At 40.8% G+C, this 22,375-nt stretch carries 21 protein-coding genes and 1 pseudogene; 3 read left to right on the forward strand and 19 right to left on the reverse strand.

The window, feature by feature from the left end; translation table 11 throughout:
- Positions 1 to 40: 40 nt before the first annotated feature.
- The 7 genes from sbcB to Q0O89_RS05725 all read right to left on the reverse strand — a co-directional run bounded on the left by sbcB (position 41) and on the right by Q0O89_RS05725 (position 6,962).
- Complete coding sequence (gene sbcB / locus Q0O89_RS05695; protein ID WP_293730790.1) at positions 41 to 1,456, reverse strand: exodeoxyribonuclease I; 1,416 nt, start codon at positions 1,454 to 1,456, stop codon at positions 41 to 43.
- Positions 1,456 to 1,950 carry a C40 family peptidase gene (locus Q0O89_RS05700; RefSeq protein ID WP_293730766.1) on the reverse strand — a complete coding sequence of 165 codons (495 nt, stop codon included), beginning with the start codon at positions 1,948 to 1,950 and terminating at the stop codon, positions 1,456 to 1,458. Before Q0O89_RS05700 ends, sbcB begins: the two co-directional genes overlap by 1 nt.
- An 83-nt stretch (positions 1,951 to 2,033) precedes the next feature.
- Positions 2,034 to 2,327 carry an integration host factor subunit alpha gene (locus Q0O89_RS05705; RefSeq protein ID WP_293730767.1) on the reverse strand — a complete coding sequence of 98 codons (294 nt, stop codon included), beginning with the start codon at positions 2,325 to 2,327 and terminating at the stop codon, positions 2,034 to 2,036.
- Between the two features lie 2 nt (positions 2,328 to 2,329).
- Positions 2,330 to 4,717, reverse strand: a complete 2,388-nt coding sequence (gene pheT / locus Q0O89_RS05710) for a phenylalanine--tRNA ligase subunit beta (RefSeq protein ID WP_293730768.1) — start codon at positions 4,715 to 4,717, stop codon at positions 2,330 to 2,332.
- Between the two features lie 16 nt (positions 4,718 to 4,733).
- Complete coding sequence (locus Q0O89_RS05715) at positions 4,734 to 5,213, reverse strand: hypothetical protein (protein WP_293730769.1); 480 nt, start codon at positions 5,211 to 5,213, stop codon at positions 4,734 to 4,736.
- A gap of 9 nt (positions 5,214 to 5,222) precedes the next feature.
- Positions 5,223 to 6,212, reverse strand: a complete 990-nt coding sequence (gene pheS / locus Q0O89_RS05720; protein ID WP_293730770.1) for a phenylalanine--tRNA ligase subunit alpha — start codon at positions 6,210 to 6,212, stop codon at positions 5,223 to 5,225.
- A gap of 69 nt (positions 6,213 to 6,281) precedes the next feature.
- On the reverse strand, positions 6,282 to 6,962 hold the full coding sequence (locus Q0O89_RS05725; RefSeq protein ID WP_293730771.1) for a TIGR01621 family pseudouridine synthase: 681 nt from the start codon (positions 6,960 to 6,962) through the stop codon (positions 6,282 to 6,284).
- Positions 6,963 to 7,055: 93 nt separating this feature from the next.
- Between Q0O89_RS05725 and Q0O89_RS05730 the strand changes: the two genes are divergently transcribed.
- On the forward strand, positions 7,056 to 7,607 hold the full coding sequence (locus Q0O89_RS05730; RefSeq protein WP_293730772.1) for a nitroreductase family protein: 552 nt from the start codon (positions 7,056 to 7,058) through the stop codon (positions 7,605 to 7,607).
- Between the two features lie 62 nt (positions 7,608 to 7,669).
- Here the strand turns inward: Q0O89_RS05730 and Q0O89_RS05735 are convergent, their stop codons facing one another.
- The 3 genes from Q0O89_RS05735 to pepN are packed head-to-tail and all read right to left on the reverse strand — an operon-like array spanning position 7,670 to position 12,174.
- Positions 7,670 to 8,500 carry a PHP domain-containing protein gene (locus tag Q0O89_RS05735; RefSeq protein ID WP_293730773.1) on the reverse strand — a complete coding sequence of 277 codons (831 nt, stop codon included), beginning with the start codon at positions 8,498 to 8,500 and terminating at the stop codon, positions 7,670 to 7,672.
- Complete coding sequence (gene pyrD, locus Q0O89_RS05740; RefSeq protein ID WP_293730774.1) at positions 8,497 to 9,519, reverse strand: quinone-dependent dihydroorotate dehydrogenase; 1,023 nt, start codon at positions 9,517 to 9,519, stop codon at positions 8,497 to 8,499. The genes Q0O89_RS05735 and pyrD overlap by 4 nt, the downstream gene beginning before the upstream one ends.
- 42 nt (positions 9,520 to 9,561) lie before the next feature.
- Positions 9,562 to 12,174, reverse strand: a complete 2,613-nt coding sequence (gene pepN / locus Q0O89_RS05745) for an aminopeptidase N (protein WP_293730775.1) — start codon at positions 12,172 to 12,174, stop codon at positions 9,562 to 9,564.
- A gap of 132 nt (positions 12,175 to 12,306) precedes the next feature.
- Here pepN and Q0O89_RS05750 point away from each other — a divergent pair.
- Positions 12,307 to 12,944 (forward strand): annotated as a pseudogene (locus Q0O89_RS05750) (histidine phosphatase family protein).
- Between the two features lie 74 nt (positions 12,945 to 13,018).
- Here the strand turns inward: Q0O89_RS05750 and folC are convergent.
- From folC to truA, 9 genes are all read right to left on the reverse strand, one after another.
- Positions 13,019 to 14,338 (reverse strand): bifunctional tetrahydrofolate synthase/dihydrofolate synthase, encoded by a 1,320-nt coding sequence (gene folC / locus Q0O89_RS05755; RefSeq protein WP_293730791.1) that lies wholly within the window; start codon positions 14,336 to 14,338, stop codon positions 13,019 to 13,021.
- 18 nt (positions 14,339 to 14,356) lie between these two features.
- Positions 14,357 to 15,247, reverse strand: coding sequence for an acetyl-CoA carboxylase, carboxyltransferase subunit beta (accD, locus tag Q0O89_RS05760; protein ID WP_273315013.1), 891 nt, complete (start codon positions 15,245 to 15,247; stop codon positions 14,357 to 14,359).
- A gap of 71 nt (positions 15,248 to 15,318) precedes the next feature.
- Positions 15,319 to 16,512: a cupin domain-containing protein gene (locus Q0O89_RS05765; protein ID WP_293730777.1), complete on the reverse strand. Its 1,194-nt coding sequence runs from the start codon at positions 16,510 to 16,512 to the stop codon at positions 15,319 to 15,321.
- Positions 16,513 to 16,673: 161 nt separating this feature from the next.
- Positions 16,674 to 16,973 (reverse strand): RnfH family protein, encoded by a 300-nt coding sequence (locus tag Q0O89_RS05770; RefSeq protein WP_135710586.1) that lies wholly within the window; start codon positions 16,971 to 16,973, stop codon positions 16,674 to 16,676.
- A 45-nt stretch (positions 16,974 to 17,018) separates the two neighbouring features.
- Positions 17,019 to 17,885, reverse strand: a complete 867-nt coding sequence (locus Q0O89_RS05775) for an EamA/RhaT family transporter (RefSeq protein ID WP_293730778.1) — start codon at positions 17,883 to 17,885, stop codon at positions 17,019 to 17,021.
- A gap of 31 nt (positions 17,886 to 17,916) precedes the next feature.
- Positions 17,917 to 18,888: an HTH-type transcriptional regulator CysB gene (cysB, locus tag Q0O89_RS05780; RefSeq protein ID WP_293730779.1), complete on the reverse strand. Its 972-nt coding sequence runs from the start codon at positions 18,886 to 18,888 to the stop codon at positions 17,917 to 17,919.
- Between the two features lie 8 nt (positions 18,889 to 18,896).
- A complete protein-coding gene (gene rluB, locus Q0O89_RS05785; protein ID WP_293730780.1) occupies positions 18,897 to 19,967 on the reverse strand; it encodes a 23S rRNA pseudouridine(2605) synthase RluB in 1,071 nt (356 codons plus the stop codon).
- A gap of 47 nt (positions 19,968 to 20,014) precedes the next feature.
- Complete coding sequence (locus Q0O89_RS05790; protein ID WP_293730781.1) at positions 20,015 to 20,638, reverse strand: L-threonylcarbamoyladenylate synthase; 624 nt, start codon at positions 20,636 to 20,638, stop codon at positions 20,015 to 20,017.
- 137 nt (positions 20,639 to 20,775) lie between these two features.
- Positions 20,776 to 21,558 carry a tRNA pseudouridine(38-40) synthase TruA gene (gene truA, locus Q0O89_RS05795; protein ID WP_293730782.1) on the reverse strand — a complete coding sequence of 261 codons (783 nt, stop codon included), beginning with the start codon at positions 21,556 to 21,558 and terminating at the stop codon, positions 20,776 to 20,778.
- A gap of 228 nt (positions 21,559 to 21,786) precedes the next feature.
- Here truA and pth point away from each other — a divergent pair, with 228 nt between their 5' ends.
- Positions 21,787 to 22,371 carry an aminoacyl-tRNA hydrolase gene (gene pth / locus Q0O89_RS05800; protein ID WP_293730784.1) on the forward strand — a complete coding sequence of 195 codons (585 nt, stop codon included), beginning with the start codon at positions 21,787 to 21,789 and terminating at the stop codon, positions 22,369 to 22,371.
- Positions 22,372 to 22,375: the final 4 nt, after the last annotated feature.

A 22,375-nucleotide genomic window follows, 5' to 3' on the forward strand; every position in this document is an offset into this window, starting at 1 on the left:
TATTTAGTTCACTAATATGCGCTACACTGTCACAAAATAATTACAACAATTTCATCGCGTATTCATAAACTTGATGCAATAACTGCAATTTTTCTTCATTACCTGAATACTCCTGTACCAAATTATGCATCCGTTGTTCGAAATCTATCACACTATTTTCCAATTTACGACGGCGATAGCGTTCCCATTGCAGCTGCTCTGTTCGACTTAAAGTTTTAAAGAAATGACGCGCTCGATAATGTAGCAACAAGTCAGGAATACGTTTATCTTCAAAAGTTAATCCATTTTCAATCAGCTTTTCTGGCGGTAATTGGCGTAAAATTGCCATATTGTTTTTATCATTGGAACTAAAGAAACCATTATATAATTCAGTTTCCACGTTATCGCTAGGCTCAAATTGACGTTCTTCCTTGAAAATCTCTTCTATTTTTGACCGCACTTCAGGTGAATGCTGTAATTTCTTGAGATTATCTAGACAATATTGACGATCAATCCCTAATCGTTCTGCGTTTTCAGGTAATAACACCTTAGCGGGTGCAAGAATGGGGCATTTATTAATATGAACCAATTTCAGCGGAACCGGCACAATCCCCTGTTCTTCTAACACTGATTTTTTAGTATACAAATTTTCGCGCAATTCCACCGCACTTTTTGTCAGTAGATCATCAATATTTTGCGATAAATCACAAACAATGACTGCATTTTGATTGATTGGATGCCACGCAATAGGAGCAACCCAAGTACAATTACCACGATAATTGCCTAACATGCCGGAAACATGTACCAATGGTGTCATCTCCGCTGTATTAATCAACTTCTCTACTTCCCTTTTACCCCGATTTTCAAAGAAAAATTGGAATAATTTAGGTTGTTTCTCTTTGATTAATTTCGCCATAGCAATAGTCGCATAAACATCGGACATGGCATCATGGGCATTTTCATGGGCAATACCATTGGCTTCAGTTAGCTTCTCTAAGCGGAAACTCGGCATTCCTTCATCATCATACGCCCATTCAATACCCTCTGGACGTAAGGCGTAACAGGCTCGAACTACATCTAGCAGATCCCAACGAGAATTACCATTCTTCCAACTATATTCATAAGGGTCGATAAAATTACGATAGAACGTGTATCGCGTCATTTCATCATCATAGCGAATATTGTTAAAGCCCATAACACAAGTATTCGGCCGGCTAAATTCAGCGAGAATTTTCGCCGCAAATTCAGGTTCACTAATCCCCTTTTCATTACATTCTTGTGGCGTAATTCCCGTTACCAAAACCGCTTCAGGTGAAGGCAAATAATCGTTGGTCTGTTTGCAATACAACATTACAGGATCACCGATAATATTAAAATCTTTATCGGTTCGAATTCCTGCAAATTGTGCCGGACGATCGCTGGCTGGATTAATACCAAAGCTTTCGTAATCATAAATAAAAAAGGTAAAATCCGTCATTAAATCCGTCTCACCTGCCAAAATACTTTATTCCAATAGGCATTATTCAGTGATGAATAAATTACACCACCTTTTGTTGAAGCGTGTAAGAATTGTCCATTTTTGACATAAATGCCCACATGATAACCATTCGGTCCTCGACCTGTTTTGAAGAAAACCAGATCACCTGTTTGAATTTGCTCTTTAGGTACTTTCTTACCGTATTTCGATTGTTCCGTTGTGGTTCGTGGCAACTTAATATTAAACCGATCCATAAAAGTGACACGCGTAAAACCGGAACAATCTACACCACTACGCGTATTGCCCCCCAAGACATAAGGTGTCCCTTGCCATTCTCTTTGCTGTTCACTTAATAAGGTAATCACCATAATAGGGTCATTTAATTGACCTTTATAACCAATACCATCATATTCTTCACTACGTAGCCCTGAACAGGCGGCAAGTGAAAAAAGTGCGGTAGTAAAAAGCAGTGCTTTAATTGAAATAAATCTCATATAAATAATTTTGTGACGTTGTATCAAATAACGCAAAAGAAAGAAAAGCTACCCTTTCGAGTAGCTTCTATTTATTTATTTATTTATTTTGCTTTGGTTTTCTCTACACGAGCGCGTAGTTTTTGCCCCGGTTTGAACACAACAACGCGACGCGCAGAAACAGGGACACTTTCGCCGGTTTTAGGATTGCGACCCGGTCGAGATGATTTGTCACGTAATTCAAAATTACCAAAACCTGAAAGTTTCACATCAATACCGCTAGCTAAGGTTGAACGAATTTCTTCAAAAAAACTTTCAACAATCGCTTTCGCTTCCGCTTTTGTTAAACCATGTTTATGCACAAGGTTATCTGCAATTTCAATTTTCGTTAACGCCATAATTAATCTCTCAATGTTGCATTAAAACGTTGTTTTAATTCGGTTAGTACCATAGAAATTACCGCATTAATATCTTCTTCTTCCAAAGTTTTCTCTGTATCTTGAATAGTTAAGCTAACGGCTAAGCTCTTATAACCATCCGCCACACCCGGACCTTGGTAAACATCAAATAAATTTACAGCAACTAATTTATCCCCACCCACAGCACGGCAAGTAGCAAGAATATCACTCGCTGGCGTAGAATCGGCCACAACTAACGCTAAATCACGGCGGTTTGCCGGGAATTTAGAAATTTCTTTTGCTACGGTTACATTACGTTGAGTGATTTTCTCAACTAAAATTTCTGCAGCAAATGCTTTGCCATTTAAACCTATTTTTTGTGCGATACTTGGATGGATTTGACCAATGAAGCCAATTTCCTCGCCATTCAACATAATTGCTGCAGATTGACCGGGATGGAATGCATCATAGGTTTTGGCTACAAATTGTACTTGATTTCCGACCGCAGTTAAACTAAGAACGTTTTCAATATAACCTTTTAAGTCATAAAAATCAGCAGGTTCAGATTTTAATGCCCAATGTTCATTAAATTTCGCTCCAGTCATCACCATGCCAAGAACAAATTCTTGACGCACACCAAACTCAGCGTTCGCATCAGGAACAAAACGTAAACCAGTTTCAAATAAACGTACACGTGATTGTTGACGATTTTGGTTATAGGCAACAGCACCCAATAAGCCCGTCAATAAAGACACACGCATTGCCGACATTTCGCTAGAAATTGGGTTTGGTAACACCAATGGCTGTACCGTTGGATGTAACAAACTTTGAATTTTCGGATCAACAAAGCTATAAGTAATGGCTTCATGGAAATCTGCAGATACAAGTGCGGTCTTGATACGCGAAATTTCTAAATCCGCTTCTTTGTGTTCACGCATACGTAAATGGGCTAATGGCGCATTATTTGGAATACTGTTATAGCCGTAAATACGCGCCACTTCTTCAATTAAGTCTTCTTCAATTTCAATATCAAAACGCCAGCTTGCAGAAGTCACTGTCCAAATATCGTTTTCATAACGAACAGGTAATCCTAAACGTTGGAAAATATCTGTCACCGTTTCTGTTTCAATATGATGACCTAATAAACTATCTAGTTTTTCACGGCGTAACTGCACGTCTTTCACTTTTGGTAAAGCTTGTTCACTGACAACTTCACAAATTTCACCGGCTTCACCACCACAGATCTCAAGTAAAAGTGCAGTCGCACGCTCCATCGCTTTGTGTTGCAATTCAAAATCCACACCACGTTCAAAACGGTGTGAACTATCGGTGTGCAAACCATATTGACGGGCGCGACCTGTAATGGCTAATGGCGCAAAGAATGCTGCTTCTAAAATAACCTCTTTCGTTTCGGCATTCACACCACTTGCTTGACCACCAAAAATCCCTGCCATGGCTAAAGGCCCGGTTTGATCCGCAATAACCAAGGTATTGCTTTGCAATTTTGCTGTTGTACCGTCTAAAAGGACTAATTCTTCACCTTCTTTTGCCATACGCACTTGAACCGGTTGTACCACTTTTGCCGCATCAAAGGCATGCATTGGTTGACCAAATTCAAGTAAGATATAGTTCGTAATATCCACAATCGGGTCGATAGAACGAATACCGCAACGGCGAAGTTTTTCTTTCATCCACATTGGTGTTGCCGCATTCACATTGACATTTTTTACACTACGCAATAAATAACGTGGACAAGCTTCAGGGGCCTGTACATCAATTTCTACTTTTTCATCGGAAGTCACCTTAACCGCATCAAAGTGCGGTGTATTAACAGGTAATTTATTCACTACACCGATTTCACGCGCAATGCCGGCAATACTTAAACAGTCTGCACGATTGGGCGTTAAGCTGATTTCAATCGCATTGTCGTTAAGATTTAAATATTCACGGAAATCAACGCCAATTGGCGCATCAAATGGTAATTCAATAATACCACTATGATCTTCTGAAATACCTAATTCACTAAATGAACACAGCATGCCTTCTGAAGGTTGACCACGTAATTTCGTTTTCTTAATTTTAAAATTACCCGGTAATACCGCACCATCAATTGCACAAGCCACTTTCAAACCTTGACGACAGTTTGGCGCACCGCAAACAATATCCAATAAACGTTCGCCACCAACATTCACTTTGGTAACACGCAATTTATCTGCATCAGGATGTTGTGCACATTCCACAACTTCCCCAACAACCACACCCGTAAATTCACCCGCTGCAGCTTCAACGCCGTCAACTTCCAAACCAAGCATCGTAATTTGATCACATAATTGCTCGGTAGTAACGGTTGGGTTAACCCACTCTCGCACCCACTGTTCACTAAATTTCATTCTTTTTTCTCACTTCTTATTTTATTACTGTAAATTTCAAATCTTTGAAAATCGCATTATTAAATTGCGTATCTAATTTATATTCCCCAATAGGATCGTTGGCATTAAATTTCCAACAGAACATAAATTGATTGTTAGGCATTTCTGCTTTGACCACATTTCTTGAGATTAAATAATTTTTCTTTTCTTCCACAGATTCAATTTTTGCGATTTCAGGCGGAATATCCAAGTCAATTGCAGCAGGCGCTTGCAAATATTGTGCAAAGAGGTTGTCCTCTTCCACCACAACATTTCCCACCGTAACACAAACATTACGTGCTTTGGCACGAGATAAGCGATTCCCTTTCAACAACTTTGGTTCTTTACCACTCGTATCAAACACCTGAAGCACTGCAATGGGTTGGGCCACTTGTGGTGACGGCTGTGAGCCAACTTCATTAGCATTAGCAACCGCGCTTATCGCCAAACCCAGTGAAAGCATGATGAATTTTTTCATTGCACATTCCTATTTAAATTGTTTTAAGAATCGTAAGTCATTTTCAAAGAATGAACGTAAATCTGTGACGTTGTAGCGAAGCATGGTTAAACGCTCGACCCCCATGCCTACAGCGAAACCGCTATATTCATTCGGATCAATACCCACGTTACGCAATACATTTGGATGCACCATACCGCAACCCAAAACTTCTAACCATTTACCATTTTTCCCCATAACATCCACTTCCGCAGATGGCTCTGTGAATGGGAAATAAGACGGACGGAAACGTACTTGCAAATCTTCTTCAAAGAATGCTCGCAAGAAATCGTGTAGCAACCCTTTCAATTCAGTAAAGTTCGCTTTTTTATCCACGTAAAGCAATTCAATTTGATGGAACATAGGGGTATGCGTTTGGTCGTAGTCATTACGATAAACACGCCCAGGTGCCATAATGCGAATTGGAGGCTGTTTTTTCTCCATGGTACGAATTTGCACACCCGATGTTTGAGTACGTAACAATAATTCAGGATTAAACCAGAATGTATCGTGATCTGCACGAGCCGGATGATGTTTCGGAATATTCAACGCATCAAAGTTATAGTAATCACTTTCAATTTCAGGGCCACTTTCAACACTAAAACCTAATTCAGAGAAGAATTTCGTCACACGTTCAATAGTAATAGAAACAGGATGCAAACCGCCAACTTCCACTTTACGCCCTGGTAAAGACACATCAATACGTTCATTTTCTAATTTAGCATTTAATGCCGCACGTTCAATGTCTTCTTTTTTTCCATTAAGTGCATCTAGCACGATTTGTTTGGCTTCATTAATTTTAGCACCAATAGCTGGACGCTCTTCAGCAGAAACATCACGCAAGCCTTGCATTAATTGAGTGAAATGGCCTTTTTTACCAAAATATTCTACTCGGAAATTTTCTAATGCCTCTAAGCCTTTATCCTGTAAATTATCCAGTGTCGCAAGTGCCTGTTCGGTTAATTCTTTAAGGTTTTGCATACCCATCCTTCTTTAATCACAATAATAGTTTAAAAACAGCCACAATGATAATACTAACTCATTAAAAAATCACGCATTTTCACTGTTTATTTGCGAAATTTGCTGTTGAACAGACATTTTCTTAAAAAACTCACCACACTTTGCCATTTTTTCAGGCGAAAAACAGACATCATAAGTTTTACCGAGATACTCAAATTCTAAGCGATAAGCATGCAAATAAGTGCGGTCAATATTCCTCTGATTTCCTCCATATAGTTCATCCCCCAAAATAGGGCTACCCAAACTTTTCATAGCAACGCGCAACTGATGCGTTTTGCCGGTTTGCGGTTTTAATAGAAATAAACGCAAATGAGGTTCACAGCTTACGGAATAAAATCGTGTAATCGCAGGATTTTCTTTAGATTTCCGTAACTTCCAAGCTCCACGCCGTGCTTTTTCCATATCTCCGATAATCAATCCTTGTTTTTTCTTCGGCTTAAACTCCGATAATGCAAGATAGGTTTTTTGAATTTTATGCTGAGCAAATAAGCCTGATAAGGTTGCGGCGGCCTTTTCATTTAAGGCTAAAATTAATAATCCAGAAGTCACCTTATCTAAACGATGAACCAACCATACTTGAGGTAACTTTAATTGTTGTGCGACTAATGTGGTTAACCCAAGTGGTTCAGCATCCTTATGTACACTGATTCCATGGGGTTTATTGATAATGATAAAATCATCAGTTTGTATTATAATTTCAAACAATTGCATAATCTCACAGAATAAAAATGACAGAGCATTTTAGCACAGACCAAAACACTTCTGTTATCTGTGCTTGCGCTTAAAGACATGAGGAATACCACGATGAATACCGTTAAATTATTGCAAACTCGCCGTTCAAATAAAAAGCTTGTTGCACCGGCACCAAATCAAGAACAACTGGAACAGATTTTTCAAGCTGCCCTACGCACCCCTGATCACGGCAAATTACAGCCCTATCATTTTATCGTCATAGAAAAAGAAGGCTTAACCCGATTAGCGGCAATACTCAGAGAAGACGCGACGACTATGAATTTAGATGAACGCCAATTTCATAAAATTGAAGGTATATGTCAAAAACCTATGATTATTGGCGTGGTAGCCAAAATAGATAATAACATAGAAAAAGTGCCGGCATGGGAACAATTATTAACCGCCGGTTGCGCGGCCTATGGTATCCAACTTGCTGCCCAAGATTTAGGTTTTGATAATGTTTGGATTACGGGAAAATGGGTCAAAGGCCCGGCTCTACGCCGAGCTTTTCACTGTCAGGAACAAGATGAAATTGTGGCATTAATTATGCTTGGCACAGCAGAAGAACGTGTGGAAAAAGAACCTAAGACCGGTAAATTAGAAACATTTGTCAGTTATTTATAGTGCGTTCTTTAGCACTAGCCGGATTGAGTTTAATAAACCTAGCACGGCGCGTGCTAGGTAACCTATTTCAACACATCCCAAATTGGCTTTATATTTTCAGGCAACCACAAAGATTTACCTAGCTCAATCCAACCACAAGGAAAATGGAAGTCAGAACCTACGGATCCCAACAATTCATGCTCTTTTGCCCAACGTGCAAGTAAATGGCGTTGGTCAGCGGTTTGTCCGCTTCCGGCGACTTCTAAACCATCACCACCCCATTCCTTAAATTCCGCAATAAGACGTTTAAGCCAACGTGTCGTCATAGTATAACGCAAAGGATGAGCAAGTACCGCTAAGCCACCTGATTGATGAATAACATGAATGGCAGTGGGAATATCTACCCAAGCCGATTTGACATAACAAGATTTACCTTGCGAAAGATATTTCTTAAAGGCTTGATTTTCATTCGACACCTTACCAATTTGCACCAAATAACGCGCATAATGTGCGCGCGTCACTTCCCCATTGGCTAAACTTTTCGCACCTTCAAAGGCATGAGGTACACCGATTTTTTCTAGTTTCTCACCAATTTGGATAGCACGTTGTAAACGCGTTTCTGCTTGTTGTTGCAAAAGTGCGGTCATTTCAGGGGAGGTTTCATCAAACCCTAAGCCGACAATATGAATACCGCGGTTTTCCCATTCTGTCGAAATTTCCACACCATTAATCAGTCTAATACCGCATTGTTCCGCTTGCTTTCGCGCGTCAGGAATGCCGGAAATACTATCATGATCCGTTAAAGCCAATACATTGACACCCTGCTCAGCCGCGCGTTGCACTAATTCTGCCGGTGTTAAAATACCGTCAGATGCCGTACTGTGGCAATGTAAATCATAGACTGGTGTTGTCATTTAATTTCTTGAACCAACTGTTTAACTAAAGCAGGTCCATGATAAATTAAACCTGAATATACCTGTAATAATTCCGCTCCGGCAGCCATTTTTTCTTGTGCATTTTGAATACCATCAATACCACCACTCCCAATAATTGGAATCTCACCTTTTAGTTCCTGATGTAACCGGCGAATAATTTCCGTACTTTTATGCTGTAACGGCTTACCGCTTAACCCACCCATTTCTGTGGCATAAGGCAATCCGGCAACCGTATCACGAGAAATGGTCGTATTTGTTGCAATCACCCCATCCATTTTGTGACGTTGTAATGTATCAGCAATTTGCACTAACTCCGCCTCCGTTAAATCCGGTGCAATTTTAACCGCAATAGGCACATATTTATTATATTGATCGGCTAGAATTTTTTGACGTTCTTTAATGCCTTTTAACAAATCATCTAAAGCATCACCATATTGCAACGTACGTAAATCCGGCGTATTGGGAGAGGAAATATTCACCGTAATATAATCCGCATAGTTATAGGCTTTATTCAAACAGAAAATATAATCATCTTTACCATGCTCAATAGGGGTGATTTTATTTTTTCCAATATTAATCCCCAATGTACCGTCAAAGCGTGCTTTTTTTACGTTTTCAATTAAATAATCAATACCGTTATTATTAAAGCCATTACGATTAATGATCCCTTCCGCTTCAATTACACGGAATTGACGCGGCTTGGCATTACCGTCTTGTGCCAATGGGGTAACTGTCCCCACTTCAATAAAACCAAAACCCATTGCGCCAAAACCGTCAATGGCTTCTGCATTTTTATCTGCCCCGGCCGCCAAACCGATAGGGTTTTTAAATTTCACCCCCATCACTGTTTTTTCATTGCCTTTCGGACAAGCCAACAAGCTTTTAAGCAGTTGATTTAATAAAGGATGACCTGCAATTTTTAAGGTTTGAATAGCAAGATCATGCGCTGTTTCAGGTTCTAACGCAAAAATACCTTTTTTAATCAATGGATATAGCATGATGTGTTTTTTCTACTCCGAGTTAAAAGTGCGGTCAATTCATCAAGAATTTAACGCTTTCTCAATTTTTTCAAATAAATCTTTAGATAAATTTTCTACTTCATTTAAACGTTCCAATGCACGTTTCATCAAGGTTTGACGTTGACCATCATAACGCCCAAAACGAATTAAGGGTTCAATTAAACGTGCAGCAACTTGTGGATTGCTCTCATTTAATTTAAGCAAAATATCCGTTAAGAAACGATAACCTGAACCGTCTGCACGATGGAATGCCTGTGGATTTTGATTGACAAAACTTCCGACCAACGCACGCAACCGATTTGGATTATTAAAATTAAAGCTTGGATGTGCCATTAATTGTTGCACAATCGACAACACATTCCCATCAGGACGTGTTGCTTGTAAGGCAAACCATTTATCCATCACCAAACCATCTTGATGCCATTTTTCTTCAAAATCACGCAACAAATTATCGCGACACATTAATTGTGCTTTCGTGGCGGCATTTAAGGCACTCAAACTATCCGTCATATTATTGGCATACAAATAATGCTTATTCACCAAGGTGTTACCAATATCCGTAAAGGCAAGATATTGTAAACAGGCATTACGTAACCCACGTAATGCAATGTCTTGAGTATTAATACGATATTCATCCAAATGAATTTGGTTGTACACCTCTAAAAGCTGCGGTTTTAAATGTTCCGCAATGGCACGTTGCATAAAATCGCGTACCATAAAAATCCCTTCAGGATCGATTGTTTTAAAGGTTTCTGCAAACTCTGTTTCTTTTGGCAAAGTTAAAATCAACGTAGTCAGCTCAACATTTTGCTTGTAGTCTGTAAGAATATAAGAAAGTGCGGCTAAAATTTCTGGTGAAAATTCAAGTGGCAACCCGTCTTGATGTAAGGCCAAATTGCGACGTAATTCCTGAGAGAATAGCATCTGCATCGCATCCCAACGCACAAACTCATTTTGAGCATATTGAAGTAACGTAATCAACTGTGCGGTGCTATAATCGTAATCTAATTTTACCGGTGCAGAGAAATCACAAAGCAACGCGGGTACCGGGCATGATTTAATATCTGCAAATTCAAAAATCTGATCACGCTGTGTCACATTCAACACATCACTCACCACTTCCCCATTATTGACCAACATTTGCGGCATGCCATTCAAATCATATAACGCAATCTTTAATGGAATATGCAAATTCGCTTTATCCATTTGATCCGCTGTCGGCGGAGTCATTTGTGACACAATAAGTTGATAACGATGTGTCTTTTCATCATAACGGTCTGAAATACTCAATTCAGGTGTCCCTGATTGGCTATACCAACGACGGAATTGGGTTAAATCCACACCGGAAGCACGCTCCATCGCTGAAACAAAGTCTTCACAAGTCGCCGCTTTTCCGTCATTTTCCGCAATATACAGTTTCATCCCGGCTTGGAATCCTTTTTCCCCTAACAGGGTATGCATCATCCGAATGACCTCTGCCCCTTTTTCATATACCGTCATCGTATAGAAGTTATTCATTTCTAACACTTTTTCAGGACGAATTGGATGAGCCATTGGACTCGCATCTTCGGCAAATTGTGCGGTACGTAATAATTTCACATTATTAATTCGATTTACCGCACGAGAGCCGGTATCTGAAGAAAATTCTTGATCACGGAAAACCGTTAAGCCTTCTTTTAAGCTCAACTGGAACCAATCGCGACAAGTCACACGATTACCTGTCCAGTTATGGAAATATTCATGACCGATCACCGATTCAATAGCAAGATAATCATCATCCGTTGCAGTTTGTGGATTTGCTAAGACAAATTTTGAATTGAATACATTCAAGCCTTTATTTTCCATCGCACCCATATTAAAGAAATCCACCGCAACGATCATATAAATATCTAAATCATATTCCAAGTCAAAACGGTCTTCATCCCATTTCATGGCTTTTTTCAGGCTCTGCATTGCCCAATGGGCGCGGTCTAAATTACCGCGATCCACATATAATTCTAAGGCAACCTGACGACCACTTTTAGTCACAAAACTGTCTTTCAACAAATCAAAATCACCGGCCACCAAAGCAAATAAATAACTCGGTTTCGGGAACGGATCTTGCCATTCGACCCAATGGCGACCATTGTCTAATTCCCCACAAGCGATACGATTACCGTTTGAAAGCAAGAAAGGATAATGGGTTTTGTCTGCCGTAATACGCACATGATAACGCGCCAACACGTCAGGACGGTCTAAGAAATAAGTAATTTGACGGAAACCTTCCGCTTCGCATTGGGTACAGATGCCTTCGCCTGATTGATAAAGCCCTTGCAATGACGTATTCGTGGCGGGCACTAAATTCGTCACAATTTCTAATTCAAATTGCTCCGCACTTTGCCCACTTAAATCTAACGTCAAGCCTTCGCCATCTTGTTGATAGGCGGTGAAATTTTCGCCGTTAAATTTAATAGAAACAAACTGAAAGCTGTGTCCATCAAGGCGTAATTCCGTAGCAGCATTGTTTAAACGTTGGAATGTTGAAACCGCGGTAACAACGGTATGGTTGGGATCTAATTGAAAATCAAGGGAAATATCGGTAACGGTAAAATCAGGGGTTTTGTAATCTTTGCGATATTTAGCTTTTGACTGCATAAAAAACATCCATTATCCTGCGAAAAAATTGCGTTTAGGATATGACTTTTGAACCCAACTTGCAAAGGATTTTTCATTTTAATTAGACGCTATTTGCGATAGACTTATGCTATTTTCAATCAAGGAATTATTATGCAAAAAGAACTCACCTTTTATCTCATCCGCCACGGTCGCACCATTTGGAATGATCAAGGCTTAATGCAAGGCTCAGGCAATTCAAATTTAACGGAAGAAGGCGTTAAAGGCGCACAACTAACCGGAAAAGCACTCGCTGACGTACCTTTTGTTGCGCTTATTCAAGCTGTTTACAACGCACCATTGACACCGCCAACCATATCTTAGGTCAACGGGATATTCCACTTTTCCAACATAACGGCTTAAATGAACAATATTTTGGTTCTTGGGAAGGGCAAAATGTCGAGTTAATCCGCCCGTTGAAAGAATTTCAATTAATGCTGGAAGACCCTGCTAATTACAAAGCAGAAAGCAACGGCGGCGAAACTTGGGATAAAGTGGCTGAGCGTGCCATGAAAGCTATTCACGACATTGCCAAAGTCCACCCAAGCGGCAATATTTTAGTGGTTTCCCACGGACACACCATCCGCTTATTAATGGGATTATTCAACGGTGCAAGCTGGCAAAATCACCGCGAAGAAGGTTACAGCGAATCCATCCGCAATACAGCGATTAACGTTGTTCGTTATCAACAAAAAGACGGCAAAGTAACATTTACCGTAGAAAAAATGAATGATGTCGCGCACTTAGAATAGCGATTAGCTTCGGCCCCAACGGTGCGAAGTTTAATGAACCTAGCCCTGATCGGGCTAGGTTGTTTTGCCAAGCGTTACTTATCAATAAACGCCAAAAACTCACCCACCGTATGAAATGACCCAAATACTAAAACGACATCATTTTTCACCGCACTTTGTAAGGCTTGTTTAACGCCGTCTTCCACACTTATTGCAGTAAACGTATGCACGCGTTTTTCTTGTGCAACCGACAATAACTTCGTTTGTAAAGCTGTACTGCTCTGTCCACGCGGCACATCTAAGGTGACACAATACCATTGGTCAATGACCGATAACAGCGGTTCAATCACCCCCGCCGCATCTTTATCTTTCAATAAGCCAAAAACCGCCATGATTTTACCGGTGGTTTGTGCCTTAAGTGCGGTTAATTTTTCAGCCAAATAACGTGCAGCATGAGGATTATGTCCCACATCAATCATCACACGCGGCATCTCCGTCAAAGAGAATCCTGCCTTATTTGCCAGCTTCGCCAAGGCTTCATTTTTCAACGTTTGAAAACGTCCTGTTAATTCAACGGATTGAAGCGATTGACGAATAATCTGTTCTGAAATGGTAAAAGGCAAGGCTTTTACCGCCGCCAATGCCGTAGCCGCATTTGGCAATGGAATCTGACAAAGAGGTAAATTTTCTAACCGCACTTCAGCATTCTGCCAACACCAACTGTTTTCTTGTGGGTAAAATTGCCAATCTTTATCACGACAAGACACCACACAATGCAAACGTTCTGCTTGCTCAAGCATAGATTGTGGCACATCAGGTTCACCAATGATCACAGGCTTATTGGCTCGAAAAATTCCTGCTTTCTCAAACCCAATTTTTTCGCGATTGTCCCCTAAAAAATCCACGTGATCGATATCAATACTGGTAATTACCGCTAAATCCGCATCCACAATATTGGTCGCATCTAAACGTCCACCTAACCCAACTTCCAAAATCACCACATCCAAATTAGCCTGTTTAAACAAGTGCAAGGCGGATAAAGTGCTAAATTCAAAATAGGTTAAAGACTGATTTTTGTTGGCTTCAATAAAGGCAAAGGATGCCGTGTGTAATTCATCGGCGACATCTTGATTTTGAATACGAACGCGTTCGTTATAACGAATCAAATGGGGCGAAGAATAAACCCCCACACGAAACCCGGCATTCAATAAAATTGTTTCCAACAACCGACAAGTCGTCCCCTTGCCATTGGTTCCGCCTACAGTAATCACATAAGGCGCAGGACGCAATAAATCCAAATGTTCCGCCACAGATTTTACGCGCTCAAGCCCCAAATCAATGGCTTTAAAATGGGCATTTTCCAAATAAGAAAGCCACTCGGCAAGAGTCGAAGTGGCTTTTAAATTATGTTTCATCATTTTCTTAATCGTTGTTTAATTATGACTAATGACTTCAGGTTCGATAAATGGCGAAGATTGACGCGTTAATTTACTTAACACACTTGCCAATTTCTCACGCATTTCAGCGCGTTTTACGATCATATCAATGGCACCATGCTCTAATAAGAACTCTGCACGTTGGAAACCTTCCGGTAATTTTTCACGTACAGTTTGTTCAATAACACGTGGACCGGCAAAACCAATTAACGCTTTGGGTTCTGCAATATTTAAATCCCCCAACATGGCAAAACTTGCTGAAACCCCACCTAAAGTAGGATCTGTTAACACCGAAATAAACGGTACTCCTTTTTCTTTCATTTTTGCCAATACCGCACTGGTTTTCGCCATTTGCATTAATGAGAATAACGCTTCTTGCATACGCGCACCGCCTGAGGCTGAAAAACACACAAACGGACAATTTTTCGCAATGGCTTCTTCCGCGGCTTTAACAAATTTTGCGCCCACAACAGAGCCCATTGAACCGCCCATAAAACTAAAGTTTGACGCAGCAGCGACGATTGGCATGCCGTAAAGCGTACCTGAAACAGTGATTAAAGCATCTTTTTCACCGGTTTCTTTTTGCGCAGCTTTAATACGATCAGAATATTTTTTCAAATCTTTAAATTTCAAAATATCTTTCGGTTCAAGCTCGGCTGAAATTTCAACAAGGCTACCTTTATCTAATAAGGCTTCCAAACGCTCACGTGCATCAATACGCATATGATGTCCACATTTCGGACAAACTTCTAAATGACGTTTTAACTCATCACGATATAAAACTTGTTCACAGGAAGTACACTTCGTCCAAACGCCTTCCGGTACATTCGCTCGGCGTGAATCCGAAGTGGTTTTCTCTCTACTAAAAATTCTGTCAATCCAACTCATTTTTTAACCTTTTTGTTAAAACGAAAAATTTCGCGTATTTAACCATAAATTCAGCTAAGATTCTAGGGGCTTTATTGGCACAACACCCAACCGTCATCCAACCAGTTACAAATACTATCGATTAACAGCAACATTAAATCGTCATCGGATTGCTGTGCTGCCACAAGGGCTTGCAAGGTTGCCCAATCCAAGGCTTCGCCATCCGCCAAACGTTTTAACACCGTTTTTTCCAAGGCATTTAGCTCATCCAACCATTCCCCATTGGCATAAATTTCCAACGGTTCTGCCAAATAAGCTAATTTACAGTTATTATCCTGCACCAACACCGCACCATCTTCCAGCCATTCTTGTACTTCATCAGGCTCGGAAAGTTCATCCGATACCAACATTTCATAACGGCGAGAAGTTACCGTTGTCGCAACCGCTTGTTGGAATAAACGGTCAAACTCCGCAGATTGGGATAAGGTTTGTAAGAATTGGGTTTTCATGGCTTGAATTTCCGCTTGCCCCAACAAACCTGTTTTTTGCTCTGATTGGCTTAAACGTAAGGGCACTAAAAATTCCGTTAAATTTAATCGGTCATCTTGATGACAAAAACCGCGGTTAATATTTTCCAACAAATCCGCTAAATTGGGATAACGCAAACCAAAGGAAAAGGTTAGGCAATCATCTTGCGCCACGCCATAATGCGCCATGCGCGAAGGGATGTACAATAAATCCCCCGGTGCCATCACTTCATCAATGACCAATTCGCCCATATCATCAAAAATACGAATAGGTTGATTCGGTTTAAATTCTGTACTCGGGTCGCACCATTTCCCCACTTGCCAACGGCGATGCCCATAGCCTTGCACCAAAAACACATCATATTCATCATAATGCTTACCCACGGAGCCCCCTTGGGGTGCATAAGACACCATAATATCATCGCGTTGCCATTGAGGAATAAAGCCGAAAGCGTTCCACATTTCCCCCAATTCTTCCGACCATTGTTCCATATTTTGCACCAGCACCGACCATTTTTCAGGCACATCTGCTAAATCCGCTTCCGTAATACCACCGAGTTTTACCCGCCAATCGTCATCCGTGTACTGCTTTACTAAACGTGCGGTCGCCTCTTCGTTAGTTGCCAACTCAAAAATATCCGCCGGCTCAAACATGCCCACAATTTGTGGTAAGGCGTTACGAACCACCAAAGGCTTTTTCTGCCAATAATCACGTAAAAAGATTTCAGGGGTAATTTCATTGGGTAAACAATAATTCATAGGTATTCTCTTGTTGCGCTTATTTTTTCGGGATTATGTCGCACTTGCACAGCTGAAATGGCGGTTGGTGAGCTTGTCGAACCATAGACATTTCAGCGACTGCACAAGACTTACGTTTCGACAGGCTCAACGACCGTCTTGTACAACTGGTGCATAATATCTTATTTTTTTGCATCTTGTTGCTGTTGTGCCGCGCGTTGACGGCGAATTTCTTTTGGATCAGCCAATAAAGGACGGTAAATTTCAATACGATCGCCGTTTTTCAATCCATCCGTTAATTTCACAGGACGACCAAAAATGCCCACCTTGTTCTCGCGTAAATCAATCTCTTTATATTGCTCTAAAATCCCCGATTGCAAAATTGCAATTTGCACCGTGGCTTCTTTGTTGAGATTAAATTTTTTCAGATAATGCTTATTGGGCAAGGCATAAGCAATTTCAATCGTAATTTGTTGTTCCATAATATGTTTTCAAAATAATGAGTTAAGTTTGAGTTAGCGGTAGATTTACAGCAATTTTTCAATATACATCAAAATAATCGCGCAAACGCCCAAGGTAATCCCTGTTATATTCACTTTACTCAAACGCTCTTTAAACGCCCACGCGCCCACTAACGCGCCCAAACAAATCACGCCTAAATCCATGGTCGCAAAGACAATGGTTGGGTTTTCTTTAAAATACTGATGGGCATAAATATAAAACAGAATATTACCAAAATTCAGACAGCCCAACAGCAAACCGCCCACAAAACTCGGCACTGTCCATTGAGTACGTTTCAATAACAACACCGTAAACATAATGACCGCTGCAAGGCTGAAGGAAATAAATAAAGTGGTTGGAAATGCACCGCCCATTAATGCGGTTTTCTTATACAAAATGCCTGAAGTTCCCCAAATTAACCAAACCCCAGCCAACGCCAATGTCGCTTTAAAGGCATTTTCTACCGCACTTGCCGGTTTAAACAGCAAACAAAATAATGCGGCAAAAGCAATAACTGTACCTACAATACGGAAATCGGTCAGGGTTTCGTCAAATAGGGTCACTGCGGCAATGATTTGCAAAAACAACGCCAAACGTTGCGCTGCGTCCGTCCGCACAATCCCACCATATTCAACCGCTTTTGACATCACCATAAACCCTAAGGGTAAAAGCACCCCTAAGGCTAAAAATATCGGCATAGCAGAACTTTGCACAAAAAATTCTGTAAAGCTCAATCCTTGAAAGTCAGGTTTTAATAAAAAATGACTTAAAGACAATGCCACGAGATACCCCACGGCAATCATTTGAGGAATCACAATATTAAATTTCTTTGTCAGCTTAAATAACACCGATACAGACACACTACAAAGAATGGCGATAACAAGAAAGTGCATGATATTTCTCCGATTATGTCGCGATTTCCGCCTATCTTTCTTCTAATTTTACTTTCTCGAAAAGTTTCTGAATTGCGGTGTTATCTTGCAAACTTTCCGCTTTTTCCACATTCTGACGAGTTAAGTGCGGTGAAAAATCATTGATAAAATCATACATATAATTGCGTAAAAAAATACTGCGCTTAAAGGCAATTTGTGTCGTGCTGGATTTAAATAAATGGCTTGCATCAATTGCCACCAAATCCGAATCTGCTTCAGTATATGCCATAGAGGCAATAATCCCCACGCCAAATCCCAACTTCACATAGGTTTTAATCACATCCGCATCGGTCGCCATAAACACAATATTAGGTAAAATTCCCGCGCTATTAAAGGCGTAGTCTAGATCGGATTGCCCTGTAAAACCAAAGGTATAAGTCACTAAAGGATATTTCCCCAAGTCTTCAATGGTCACTTTCTTAAGTTTCGCCAAAGGATGATCAGGTTTGACCACAATAGAACGATTCCATTTATAGCAAGGCAACAAAATCACATCATTAAATAAATATTGCGCTTCCGTGACAATAGCAAAATCCACCTCCCCTGATAACAACGCATCAGACAACTGATTTGGCGAACCTTGGTGAACATGCAAACTCACATTCGGATATTTTTTAGAAAATTTTTCCACCACAGCCGGCAACATATAGCGTGCTTGTGTATTCGTGGTAGCAATACGCAATACCCCATGATCAGGTTGTGTATATTCATCTGCAATAGCACGAATTGCTTGGGTTTTAACCAATAACTCACGAGCAATCGCAATAATCTTTTTGCCTGCAGGCGTTACCGCTTTAAGATTTTTACCGTTGCGCTCAAAAATCTCTAACCCCAATTCATCTTCTAACAAACGAACCTGTTTACTAATACCGGGCTGCGAAGTGTAAAGCACATTGGCCGCTTCGGTTACATTAAGATTTTGATTAGCGATTTCAACGATATAGCGTAATTGTTGGATTTTCATTGGTCACCTTATTTTTTGTAGCGTTTCGTTGCTTCTGAATAACGTTTTACTGCACGGCGAATTTGTCCGGTTTTCGCACGGCGTTTAGATTTAGTCACATCTAACTTCGATTCCGTTTCAGGCGGTAATCCCACCAATTCACGCAAATAGTTCACATTTTCCAAATCCATTTCTTCCCAACCACCGCGCGGCAACGTTTTCATTAATTGAATATTACCATAACGAATACGAATCAATCGGCTAACTTGAATACCTTGGCTTTCCCATAAACGGCGCACTTCTCGATTACGACCTTCCATTAAAGTCACATCAAACCACTGATTTAACCCGGTTCCGCCCACGGCTTTAATGGTTTTAAAATGAGCAGGACCATCTTCTAACTGCACGCCTTTACGCAAACGATTAAGCATCGCCTCATCCACTTCACCAAAAACACGCACAGAATATTCACGCTCAACTTCCTGACTAGGATGCATCAAACGATTGGCTAACTCACCATCAGTGGTAAACAACAACAAGCCCGACGTGTTAATATCCAAACGTCCCACCGCAATCCAGCGTGAGCCGGTTAAACGCGGCAAACGATCAAATACCGTTGCACGCCCTTCCGGATCATGACGCGTACAAAGCTCCCCTTCAGGTTTGTAATACATCAACACACGGCACACTTCTTTCTGTACCGCATTTAAATTCACCACATGCCCATCAATACGAATTTTTAAACCGGCATGCACTGTGACGCGGTCACCCAATGCGGCAATTTTACCATCTACAGACACACGCCCTTCCGCAATAATCGCTTCAATTTCACGGCGAGACCCTTGCCCGGCATTGGCCAAAACTTTCTGTAATTTTTCACCTGGCACAGTAGGCTTACGCTCAACAGTGACTGCTGGTTTAGGTTTACGCATAGGCAACGGCTTACGTTCGAACTTTGCTTTTTCTTCCGAATGTTTTGTCACAGAGCGTGCTTGCTGCCCCTGACGGGAACGAGATGAACGGTTATCATCAGCGCGCTCATGACGATTAAAGCGCGGTTGATGTTCCGAATGTTTTTGACGAGATGTTTGAAATTTCATAAGTATTCCTTGTCGCTTTCACAAGCGTCACAAAAGTATAAAAAGTGTTAAATAAAAGGCTCAATACTGCCCGAACCTTCTCGTAATATAACAGGGGTATCTTCCGTTAAATCCACCACTGTTGTTGGTTCTTGTCCTAAATAACCGCCATGAATAATCAAATCCACCTGACGTTCTAGGCGATCACGAATTTCTTCAGGATCTGCATAAGTTAAATGCTCCTCATTTGGTAACATCAATGAACAAGATAAAATTGGCTCACCAAGAGCTTTTAACAAATCCAACGCAATTTGATTATCAGGCACACGCAACCCAATGGTTTTACGTTTTGATGTCATCAAACGGCGCGGCAATTCTTTCGTTGCCGTCAAAATAAAGGTATAACGTCCCGGGGTATTATTTTTAATCAAACGATAGGCTTGATTAGATACCGTCGAATAATGGGAAAGCTCCGATAAATCGCTACAGACCAAAGTAAAATTATGTCCTTCCGGCAAATGACGAATAGCCACAATACGATCCATCGCATGTTTATCCCCAATAGAACAACCCAAGGCATAACCGGAGTCCGTAGGATAAACAATCACTCCCCCTTTTTTTAAAATCTCCACGGCTTGATTAATCAACCGCGGCTGTGGATTTTCAGGGTGAATATAAAAAAACTGGCTCATAACTATTTATACAACAATAAAAAAGTGCGGTAAATTATAGCGCATAACAGACAAGCTGCCAATCTCACCACATAATGAAATTGGGCATAAAAAAACCGCCATACGGGCGGCTTCAGACTGATGACAAACGCTATGTTTCAGGAAAAAAACAGCGGTCCCATGGGCGTTTGGGGTAAATGAAATTTTTCAGGATAATCTACGCGAACCAAATACAACCCATCAGGTTTAGCGGTAGGGGCAGCTAATTTACGGTCTTTTTGTTCCAACAACCATTTAATCCATTCCACAGGTTGACGACCACACCCGACTTCCATCAAACTGCCCACAATATTTCGCACCATATGATGCACAAACGCATTCGCTTTAATATCCACCACAACATAATCCCCATAGCGTGAAACCTGCAAATGATGCACATTACGCCAAGGTGTGTGCGACTGACATTGTGCCGCGCGAAAAGAGGAAAAATCATTTTCCCCTAACAAAAATTGCCCGGCTTGATGCATTTTTTGATGATCGAGTGCCAAATGTGTATGTGTCACCCCATAAGGCAAAATCGCAGAACGTAACTTATTCCCATAAATCACATAACGATAACGGCGTGCTGTAGCGGAAAAACGCGCATGAAAATCATCATCTACCACCTTCGCCCATTTCACCGCAATATCATCAGGCAAATTCGCATTCGTCCCAAATGCCCATGCTTTCTCAGGGCGCACCGCCTCCGTTTCAAAATGCACCACTTGCCCCGTACCATGCACACCACTATCCGTCCGTCCGGCGCAAAACACCTCAATTTTCTCATTGGCTACAAAAGACAAGGCTTTTTCCAATTCTTCTTGCACGCTCAAGACTTTTTCTTGCCGCTGCCAACCAAAATAATTTTTACCGTTATATTCAATGCCTAATGCAATTTTCATTGTTTATACCCTAAGGTCTGCCCTTGCAAAACCCTAATGCTATCGCAAATTCACATTTTTTTCATCACCTGCATGGAGAGATTATTTTTCATTTCTATGAATGGGTGCCACATTCTCACCTTGTTCACATTCATGAATCAACACAAAACCTGCCATTAATTTTCTACATTGAGAAAAAAACAGGTTTCAAGTACAATACGCGCCTATTTCATATGGGAAATATAAAAAATGTCTGAAATCAAATTGATTGTTGGTCTTGGCAATCCCGGGGCAAAATATGAAGGCACGCGCCATAACGCTGGCGAATGGCTGATTAATGAGCTGGCGAGGATGTACAACGTAACCCTTAAAGATGACGCCAAATATTTTGGCAAAACCGCTAAAATTTCGACTGCCGGCGGCGAGGTTTGGTTGCTTGTTCCCACAACTTTTATGAATTTGAGTGGAAAAGCGGTTGGCGCGTTGGCGAATTTCTTTCGTATTAAACCTGAACAAATTGTAGTTGCTCACGATGAATTAGATTTGCCTTGTGGTGTAGCAAAAATCAAGCAAGGTGGCGGTCATGGTGGACATAACGGTTTGAAAGATATTGTAGCGGCGTTAGGCAATAACAATAATTTCTATCGGATTCGTATTGGTATCAATCACCCCGGTAGCAAAGAATTGGTCGCCGGTTATGTATTAAGCAAAGCCGCACCGCAGGATCAAGAAAAAATTAACGCTGCGATTGATGAAGCAAGCCGTTGCGTGGAACTGCTGTTCAAAGAAGGGATTGTCAAAGCGACAAACCGATTAAATAGCTTTAAAATATAAGGAA

The sequence above is a fragment of the uncultured Actinobacillus sp. genome (assembly GCF_945915845.1).
Lineage (GTDB): Bacteria > Pseudomonadota > Gammaproteobacteria > Enterobacterales > Pasteurellaceae > Exercitatus.

Bases quoted from the DNA above. Each gene is read 5' to 3' on its own strand.
- sbcB (WP_293730790.1), bottom strand. From the start codon at position 1,456: ATGACGGATTTTACCTTTTTTATTTATGATTACGAAAGCTTTGGTATT.
- Q0O89_RS05700 (WP_293730766.1), bottom strand. From the start codon at position 1,950: ATGAGATTTATTTCAATTAAAGCACTGCTTTTTACTACCGCACTTTTT.
- Q0O89_RS05705 (WP_293730767.1), bottom strand. From the start codon at position 2,327: ATGGCGTTAACGAAAATTGAAATTGCAGATAACCTTGTGCATAAACAT.
- pheT (WP_293730768.1), bottom strand. From the start codon at position 4,717: ATGAAATTTAGTGAACAGTGGGTGCGAGAGTGGGTTAACCCAACCGTT.
- Q0O89_RS05715 (WP_293730769.1), bottom strand. From the start codon at position 5,213: ATGAAAAAATTCATCATGCTTTCACTGGGTTTGGCGATAAGCGCGGTT.
- pheS (WP_293730770.1), bottom strand. From the start codon at position 6,212: ATGCAAAACCTTAAAGAATTAACCGAACAGGCACTTGCGACACTGGAT.
- Q0O89_RS05725 (WP_293730771.1), bottom strand. From the start codon at position 6,962: ATGCAATTGTTTGAAATTATAATACAAACTGATGATTTTATCATTATC.
- Q0O89_RS05730 (WP_293730772.1), top strand. From the start codon at position 7,056: ATGAATACCGTTAAATTATTGCAAACTCGCCGTTCAAATAAAAAGCTT.
- Q0O89_RS05735 (WP_293730773.1), bottom strand. From the start codon at position 8,500: ATGACAACACCAGTCTATGATTTACATTGCCACAGTACGGCATCTGAC.
- pyrD (WP_293730774.1), bottom strand. From the start codon at position 9,519: ATGCTATATCCATTGATTAAAAAAGGTATTTTTGCGTTAGAACCTGAA.
- pepN (WP_293730775.1), bottom strand. From the start codon at position 12,174: ATGCAGTCAAAAGCTAAATATCGCAAAGATTACAAAACCCCTGATTTT.
- folC (WP_293730791.1), bottom strand. From the start codon at position 14,338: ATGAAACATAATTTAAAAGCCACTTCGACTCTTGCCGAGTGGCTTTCT.
- accD (WP_273315013.1), bottom strand. From the start codon at position 15,247: ATGAGTTGGATTGACAGAATTTTTAGTAGAGAGAAAACCACTTCGGAT.
- Q0O89_RS05765 (WP_293730777.1), bottom strand. From the start codon at position 16,512: ATGAATTATTGTTTACCCAATGAAATTACCCCTGAAATCTTTTTACGT.
- Q0O89_RS05770 (WP_135710586.1), bottom strand. From the start codon at position 16,973: ATGGAACAACAAATTACGATTGAAATTGCTTATGCCTTGCCCAATAAG.
- Q0O89_RS05775 (WP_293730778.1), bottom strand. From the start codon at position 17,885: ATGCACTTTCTTGTTATCGCCATTCTTTGTAGTGTGTCTGTATCGGTG.
- cysB (WP_293730779.1), bottom strand. From the start codon at position 18,888: ATGAAAATCCAACAATTACGCTATATCGTTGAAATCGCTAATCAAAAT.
- rluB (WP_293730780.1), bottom strand. From the start codon at position 19,967: ATGAAATTTCAAACATCTCGTCAAAAACATTCGGAACATCAACCGCGC.
- Q0O89_RS05790 (WP_293730781.1), bottom strand. From the start codon at position 20,638: ATGAGCCAGTTTTTTTATATTCACCCTGAAAATCCACAGCCGCGGTTG.
- truA (WP_293730782.1), bottom strand. From the start codon at position 21,558: ATGAAAATTGCATTAGGCATTGAATATAACGGTAAAAATTATTTTGGT.
- pth (WP_293730784.1), top strand. From the start codon at position 21,787: ATGTCTGAAATCAAATTGATTGTTGGTCTTGGCAATCCCGGGGCAAAA.